The sequence below is a fragment of the Chryseobacterium phocaeense genome, from assembly GCF_900169075.1.
Taxonomy (GTDB): domain Bacteria; phylum Bacteroidota; class Bacteroidia; order Flavobacteriales; family Weeksellaceae; genus Chryseobacterium; species Chryseobacterium phocaeense.
Window position 1 is genome coordinate 1,154,933 of record NZ_LT827014.1, and the last position, 8,637, is coordinate 1,163,569.

Below are 8,637 nucleotides of genomic sequence, written 5' to 3' on the forward strand. Positions count from 1 at the left end.
TTTGGTGGCGAATAACAAGCATCTCAAAATACTATTGTTCCTGTCGTTCCTATGCATGTCAGTAACTACCTTTGCACAGCAGGTACGTGATACTGCCATCATCAAGAAAGATTACGCACTGGCCGATCCCACGAGGTATGAGGCCTTTTATGATATCAAAACAGGAATGTATTACGTGTATCCCAAAATTGGAAATACATTCACCGGACCTCCTACCGCGATGTCCCCGGAAGAGTATAAGGAATTTATGCTCGCGACCCAATCCAGAGCTTATTACAAAGAGAAATCCGATAAATATAACCTCCTTTTCAGAAGAGACAGATCAGACGCCCGTAAGAAAGGGCTCATACCGGCTCTGATGATTAATAACAGGCTCTTTGAAACCATTTTCGGAAGTAATAAAATTGAGATCATTCCTTCAGGATATGCCTCACTGGACTTTGCAGGACTGTATCAGAAAATTGATAACCCGCTGATTTTACCTCAGAACAGGACGAGTTTCAACTTCGATATCGATCAGAGAATACAGCTTGGTTTATTAGGAAAAGTAGGGGAAAACCTTCAGTTAAAAGCCAATTATGATACCCAGAGCGGTTTTGCATTTGAGAACAGGATGAACCTCGTGTGGCAGGCTAAAGGAAGCTGGAAAGACCTTCAGACCAAAGGTCTGGGAGATGTGGATAAACCCAACGCAGGAGGAGAAGATAAGATCATCAAAAGGGTGGAATTCGGTAACGTTAATATGCCGCTGTCTACCAGCCTTATCCGTGGATCTCAATCCCTGTTCGGGGTGAAAACGGAATTTCAGTTAGGAAAGACTTACGGAACCGTAGTGCTCTCCCAGCAGCAGGGTGAAGCCAGAAATATCGTAGTTCAGGGCGGAGGAGTAATGAACAACTTTAAAGTCAACGCTATTGACTATGAAGATAACCAGCACTTTTTCCTAGGTCATTATTTCCTGGATAAATATGACAATTCATTGCTCAATTATCCGCAGATCAGTTCCACGATCAATATCACCAGATTGGAGGTCTGGGTGCTCGATCAGGGAAACAGCAACCTGGCTTACCAGAAAAGTATTGTCGGGATCAGGGATCTGGGAGAAGGTGCTTCCGGACTGCCGGATAACTCACAGAATGGATTGTACCAGTCTATTAGTGCAGCAATCGGGCCGAGAGAGGCCGGTAAAAACTATGCGACAACCTTCCAGGGGCAGATGTTCCCGGGAAGTACACAGCCGTATGACAACGGAGAACAATTTATTTTCAATACCAAAGCAAGAAGGCTGAATGCCAATGAATATACATTACAGCCTCAGTTAGGATATATCTCATTAAATCAGAAACTGAACGAAAACCAGCTTCTGGCCGTTTCTTACTCCTATACGGACGGAACCAACAAAGTGTATAAAGTAGGGGAATTCTCCGAAGAAAGCCCGGTGCTGGTAACCAAAGTCCTTAGAGTAAACAACAAAGTGAATACCCAGTCTCCGATGTGGGACCTGATGATGAAGAACATCTATTCTATCGATGCAGGCCAGGTAGCACAGGACGGATTTATTCTTAACGTTTTCTACAGGGATCCAAAAACCGGAGGTAAAGTAAATTACCTGCCGGGTACCGCTGTTCAGGATAAAAACTTACTGAAGCTATTTAACTGGGACCGTCTGAACATGAACGGTGACGTCCAGGCCAGCAGCGGTGTAGTAGGGGATGGTATTTTTGACTTTGTGAACGGAATCACCATCCGGCCGGAAACGGGAAGGATCATCTTCACCAAAGTAAAACCTTTCGGAGCCTTTATGCAGAGCCAGATAGGGAGTAATGATCAGCAGTTTGTCTTCAACGATCTGTATACGCAGCAGAAACAGGTAGCTTCTGCCAGTAACCTTGCCCAGCGGTATACCATTGAAGGACGGTATAAAGGAACCCAGGGACAGGGGATTTCTCTTGGAGCTGTCAACGTACCACAGGGATCTGTAAAAGTTTCTGCGAACGGTGTTCAGCTGACGGAAGGAGTAGACTATACCGTAGACTATATGCTTGGAACGGTAACGATCATCAACGAAAACGTTAAACAGTCCGGACAGGCAATCAATATCTCACTCGAAAATCAATTGACCTTTAATACCCAGAGAAAAAGATTCTTAGGTTTAAATTTAGAAAGAAGATTCAGCGAAAACTTTATACTGGGCGGAACCGTTGTGAATTACTCCGAATCTCCGCTTACCCAAAAAGTAAACTATGGACAGGAAGCCGTAAATAATACCATGGCCGGGATCAACATGATGTACAACAATCAGGTTCCTTTCCTGACTAGGCTGACAGACAAGATCCCGCTGATCAATACGGAAGCGCCGTCCAATCTGAACTTTAAGATGGAAGCCGCTTACCTGCTTCCGGGACTTAATAAAGGAACAAATGATCAGTCCTATGTAGACGATTTTGAACAAACTACTTCTAAAATATCATTAAAAGAACCTGCAGCATGGAGTTTAGCTTCAAGACCGGAGAAAAATCTCGCCGCTCCGTTTAACGGGGCACCTGCCGATGATGCGCTGACCAGCGGTTACGGTAGAGGGCTTCTTTCATGGTATAATATTGACCCAAGATTCTGGGGAGTGGGAGGTAGAGCTCCGGCGGGAATTACGCCGCAGTCGGTTTCCAACCACGCATCCAGAAGAGTTCAGTACTCTGAAATTTATAACAACAGGGACTTTGTAGCAGGTGAGCAAACCTTTACCAATACCCTGGATATCTCATACTATCCTCAGGAAAAAGGTCCTTATAACGTAAATCCCGGTTCAGAAACAGCAAGTTCAAGATGGGCGGGGATCATGAGACCGATCAGTGTTTCCAACTTTGTGAACTCAAACATTGAATATGTTGAATTCTGGATGATGGATCCTTATGCAGATGGAAATACTTTAGGTGACAGGGCGAGACTTTTGCTTCAGTTAGGAAACGTTTCGGAAGATATCCTGAAAGATGGAAAAATGCAGTATGAAAACGGTCTTCCAACGCCGGGAGCACCTTCTACAACAACCACTTCTAACTGGGGAGTACAGCCAAAACAGCCACCTATCCTTTATGCATTCTCCAGCGAAGGAGACGACAGAAGAGCACAGGATTCCGGATATGACGGCTTAAGCTCTGATCAGGAAGCTGCGAGATTCGGGAACACATTTGTGAATCCCGTAACCAACCTGGCTGACCCTGCAGTAGATGACTTTGTGTTCTTTATGTCTGATAGATTTACAGGAAACCAGGCTTCATCTCTTGTTCAGAGGTATAAATATTTCAGAAATCCGGAAGGAAACTCTCAGGCCAATTCACTGGAAGTGGCTTCACAGACTCCGGATGCAGAAGATATCAACAAGGATTACAACCTTGATCAGACGGAAAGCTACAACGAATATATTGTAAGACTTGATAAGCCAAGTCTTGCTTTAGGAACAAATAATATTGTAGATGTAAAAACCGTAAAGGCTACCTTCCAGAACGGACAGACTTCAGATGTAAAATGGTACCTGTTCAGAATTCCGGTTTCAAAATATGCAGAAACAGAAGCGGAAGGAGAAAAAAGTGCATCAGTTCTTAACAACGTAAGATTTGCGAGATTAATGATGACGGGCTTTGAAAATACTTCTACCATACGATTCGGGACCATGGACCTGGTAAGATCGGACTGGAGAAGATATCCGAATAAGATTGCAAGTCCAACAGTAAGTTCAGATCAGGAAGGTGTAGGAATTGCAGAAAATAATAACTTCGAGGTAGGAAGTGTAAATATTGAGGAAAATGCCCTGAACCAACCTCCTTATGTACTGCCTCCGGGAATTGACAGACAGGTGTTGAGCGGAAATGCTGGAGCACAAAGACAGAATGAAGCCTCGCTTTACATGAAGGTAGATAATCTTGCCGGAGAAGCAAGAGGGGTATTCAAAAATACAACACTGGATATGAGAAGATACAAAAAACTTAAACTTTTTGTACACGCTCAGGATCCAACGGATAGAACTCAGGGACTGGATCAGGATTCTAAATTCTTCATCCGTTTCGGTAGCGATGCTACGGATAACTATTATGAGTATGAATCTTCAATGATGCTTACTCCAAAACTTGCAACAGCACCTTTGGAAATATGGCCTATTGAAAATAATATAGATTTTGACATCCAAAACTTTGTTGATGCCAAGATCCGAAGAGATAAGAGCACGAATAATATTGTTAACAGAGAACAGGATCCTGTTTTCGGTGATGAAAATAAAAGGATTTATATCAAAGGACGTCCTAGTCTAGGAAACGTTACAACCATTATGATTGGGGTAAGAAATACCAGCAGGTTAAATTCAATTACAAGAATTCTCTGGGTAAACGAGATTCGCCTTTCCGAAATTGAAAATGATGGCGGATATGCAGGAAATGCAAGTTTGAATTTTAACCTGGGAGATTTTGCAACCGTTAATACCAATGCTTCATATACCTCGGTAGGTTTCGGGAATATAGATTCAAAACCGGCAGAGAGAAACCAGTCTACACAATCGGCATTCAGTATCAATACCGCGGTGAATGTAGATAAATTCCTTCCTGAAAAAAGCGGAATGAAAATTCCTTTAAACTATTCTTACTCCCAGACTATTGAGGATCCGAAATACAATCCTCTTGATACCGATGTGGAATTCAGTAAGGCCGCCAATAAAGAACAACTGAAAAAAGTAGCAAGAACCTACACACAGCAGAGAAGTATCGGGATTGTGAACATGCACAAAGAGAGAGTAAACCCAAATAAGAAGCCTAAATTCTATGATATTGAAAACGTTTCTGTAACGGCAGTATATAATGATGATTATTTCAGAGACATCTATACATCCAAAAATTACAGACAGTATCTTAGAGGATATGTGGATTATAACTATACTTTCAAACCGTGGGTGATCAAGCCTTTCAACAAGATGATCAGTGATACGGCCAAATCAACGAAGTATCTGAGATGGGTCAAAGAATTCAATTTCAATCCTATTCCTACCAGACTATCTTTCAGAACGGAAATAGACAGGAATTACAATGAACTTGAATTCCGTAATGTGGAAGCAATTCTTAGCGGAAATACAGGAGATAGTTTCTCTGCAATCAAAAACAGGAACTTCTTCTTCGGATGGCAGTATGGTTTAGGATTCAACTTTACAAAATCGTTAAAGCTTGAGATCAATTCTGCAACCAGAACCCTTAACGATGATGTAGATGTGAATGGAATGAATAATAAATCCATCTTTGGAAACGTATTCAGGGCAGGTAGACCGGTATTGTACAACCATAGAGTTCAGTTGAATTATAAGCTGCCATTCCAATACCTTCCATATCTTGACTTCATTGATGCAGAAGTGGGATACGGAATGACCTATAACTGGAATGCAAGATCTACGGCACTCCTTTCAAGTCCGGAAGGAAGCTTAGGTTCGGTAGGGCAGAATACCAATATAATTCAGGCTACTGCTACTGCAGACCTTCCGAAGTTCTTCGGCCAGTTTAAATATTTTAAAAATATCTCCGCCAAACTGCAGAAGCGTAAGCAGGAAATTGACTCCCTGAATAACGCGTACACTCAGCAGTGGGAGAAAAAGAGATTCAGATATAAAAAGTATAAATTCAAAAATAAGCTGACAGTGCTTCAGAGTACAGCATTCTTACTGACATCATTCAAACAGTTGGATATTAATTATTCTGAAAACAACGGAACAGTGCTTCCGGGCTTACTTTCAGCTCCGAATATGTATGGTTACGGCCAGACGTTGGGAGGTCCTACTATCGGATTCCTTTTCGGGTCCCAGGCCGATATCAGAAGAACTGTACTTGAAAATGGATGGGTGAGCGATTCGCCTTATATGACCGATCCTTACGTCAAGATGTCCACGAGAGAGCTAAGAGCCAATTTACAGATCATGCCAATTAATGATTTCAGGATTGATCTGAGTGCCCTGCATAATTACAACAGGAACTTCTCTCAGACCGGATTCAACAACCGTAATAATCTTCGGACAGCTAATCATGATTATGCATTTGCCAATGATCAGGTGACCTATTCCAATTCTGTGGTACTTCTTAAAACATCGTTCAAAGAAACCCAGGCAGTTTATCAGGCGATCCGGGCTAATGCAATGGCACTTTCCCGTCAGATGGGAATTGGAGAAGTGCTGAATAGTGATGGTTTTGCCGATCACTATAGTATTGCCAATGCTTATGTATTGATTCCCGCATTCAGGGCGGCTGTAGAAGGCAAATCCGTTAAGCAGATGGGGAATGCCAGAAAAGCCGGAATACCTATTCCAAACTGGAAAGTTACTTATTCCGGTTTAAGGAATCTTCCGATTATTAACGGGCAGTTTTCTAAATTTGATATACTTCATGGATATACGGCAACCTATACGGCTACAGGAATCCAGTCAAGTATTGATTACTTTAACAGAATTTCAGGTGGAAATGCATTTGATGTGAATAATGATTATATCAATCCGTTTACCTTCTCGCAGGTAGGTTATGTAGAATCCTTCTCACCGCTGATCGGTATAGATGTTACCATGAGAAACAATATGCAGTTCGGAATTCAGTATAACAGAAACAGAATGTTATTGCTTGGATTGGTAAACCATACCCTGACTGAAGATTCCAATACGGAATATGTAGTAAGGCTGGGATATATTGTGAAGAACTTCAGATTAGGAATGGCCAACACAAGAGGGTCAAGAGGAAAAGGAAGCGATCTAAACATCAGGGGAGATATTTCACTTAGAGACAGCAAAACCTCTATCATGAATATCCTGTTAAATGATTCACAGATCACCGGAGGCCAGAAACTCATGAATATTAAAATTTCTGCAGACTACAATGTATCTGAAAATCTAAACCTGAGAGTATTCTACGAACAGATGACATCCAAGTATAAAATATCAACAGCATTCCCACTGTCTACCATTAGAGCCGGATTGTCTGCTACCTTTACATTTGGGGACTCAGGCGGTGGTTTCTAAACAAAATAAAATAAACAGTAAATGTCCTTCAATTTTGAAGGACATTTTTTATATCCTATATTTGAAGCTAGTATTATTTTGAATACATTTGTATAAAATAAAAATTAAAATGAATACACCATCAGAATTAAAGTACACGAAAGATCACGAATGGATCAAGATTGAAGGAAATGTTGCTACCATCGGTATTACAGACTTCGCACAGGGAGAGCTTGGCGATATCGTATATGTAGATGTAGATACGGTAGATGATGATCTTGAAGGTGGAGCTGTTTTCGGAAGTGTAGAAGCGGTAAAGACTGTTTCAGATTTATTCCTGCCTATTGCCGGAAAAGTAATTGAATTTAATTCAGACCTTGAAGATCAGCCCGAGCTGCTAAATACAGACCCATATGGAGACGGATGGATCATTAAATTAGAGCTTGCTGATGGTGCAGACCAGTCAGAACTTCTTACAGCAGAAGAATATCAGGCTATCATTGGATAAGATTTCAAAAATATTCAGTAAGATATTGCCCATTTATTGGGCATTTCTTACTTATATGCTCCTCAAGCCGGGTACAGAGAACCAGGAATACTGGTTTATGTTCTCCGGGATTGATAAAGTTCTGCATGTGAGCATATTTGCAATGCTTGGGTTCTCCTTCATTGCTGCTTTCCCCAAAATCAAATTCTCATATTTCTTTCAGATCATCCTTATATATGCCTTTCTTACGGAAATCTTTCAGGAAGAAATGGGACTGGGCAGATCCATGGAGTCTCTGGATATTGTGGCTGATACCATCGGATGCCTGATCGGGTATTATATTTATAAGGTATTGGTTAAACGTTTTTTCTAGGTTAAACATCATTATATTCATATTTGAAGATTGGGGATAACTCCGGATCTTTCGCAATGACTTTTAAACTGTTCAATTCAATTCTTGCGCTTATTCAATAGCGGTTGGCTTTAGCCCGCTTTCACTATTAATAAAATAAAACGGCTTTAACCAAACTTAATCCATTCCAGGATAATAATTGAATAACTAAAAATCTGCATCATTTGCCAGATCTGCGAGAGATTTCCCCCAACCCTGCTTAATCTTAGCCTTCATCTTCACCTCATTCTCGACTCCTCTTACTTGTAAACAACAATTGTTAATAACTCTAACTTTGATATATGTAATTTTAAACCAGAACCTTACAAGAATACTTATCCCCAATCCTCGCTGTATATGAATTTTATGTTAAATAAACTTGTTTTGTGTGTAGATAAGGATGTATCTTTGCCCCACTGAAAACGAGAGTATTTGGTAAGCGCAGGAGAGCTATTAAAGAAGCGAAATTATTTAAACTACTTAAAAAGGATACAAAGAAAAAAGCTTTTAATTTTTATTCAGATAAAAGTTGTGGGATTTAAAAAAGTTTGTATCTTTGCAGTCCGGTTCGCCGGGGCGCAGGAGTAGATAAGGATAGGGTTTTTAAAAGAGGTTAAGGTTACTAAAAAAAAACTTTAAAATTTTCTTCAAAAACATTTTGTCATTAGAAAATAAATAATTACTTTTGCAACCGCAAATAAGGAACAGAACGACAGAAAAAAGTTCTTTATTAAAGCGGAAAGAACAAAGATC

The 8,637-nt window shown here is 40.7% G+C and carries 3 protein-coding genes; all 3 read left to right on the forward strand.

Annotated elements, in window-relative coordinates:
• Positions 1 to 55: 55 nt before the first annotated feature.
• Positions 56 to 7,027, forward strand: coding sequence for a T9SS outer membrane translocon Sov/SprA (gene sov, locus B7E04_RS06770; RefSeq protein WP_080777927.1), 6,972 nt, complete (start codon positions 56 to 58; stop codon positions 7,025 to 7,027).
• Between the two features lie 109 nt (positions 7,028 to 7,136).
• Positions 7,137 to 7,514: a glycine cleavage system protein GcvH gene (gene gcvH, locus B7E04_RS06775; RefSeq protein WP_062650582.1), complete on the forward strand. Its 378-nt coding sequence runs from the start codon at positions 7,137 to 7,139 to the stop codon at positions 7,512 to 7,514.
• Positions 7,515 to 7,539: 25 nt separating this feature from the next.
• Positions 7,540 to 7,866, forward strand: a complete 327-nt coding sequence (locus B7E04_RS06780; protein WP_228439844.1) for a VanZ family protein — start codon at positions 7,540 to 7,542, stop codon at positions 7,864 to 7,866.
• Positions 7,867 to 8,637: the final 771 nt, after the last annotated feature.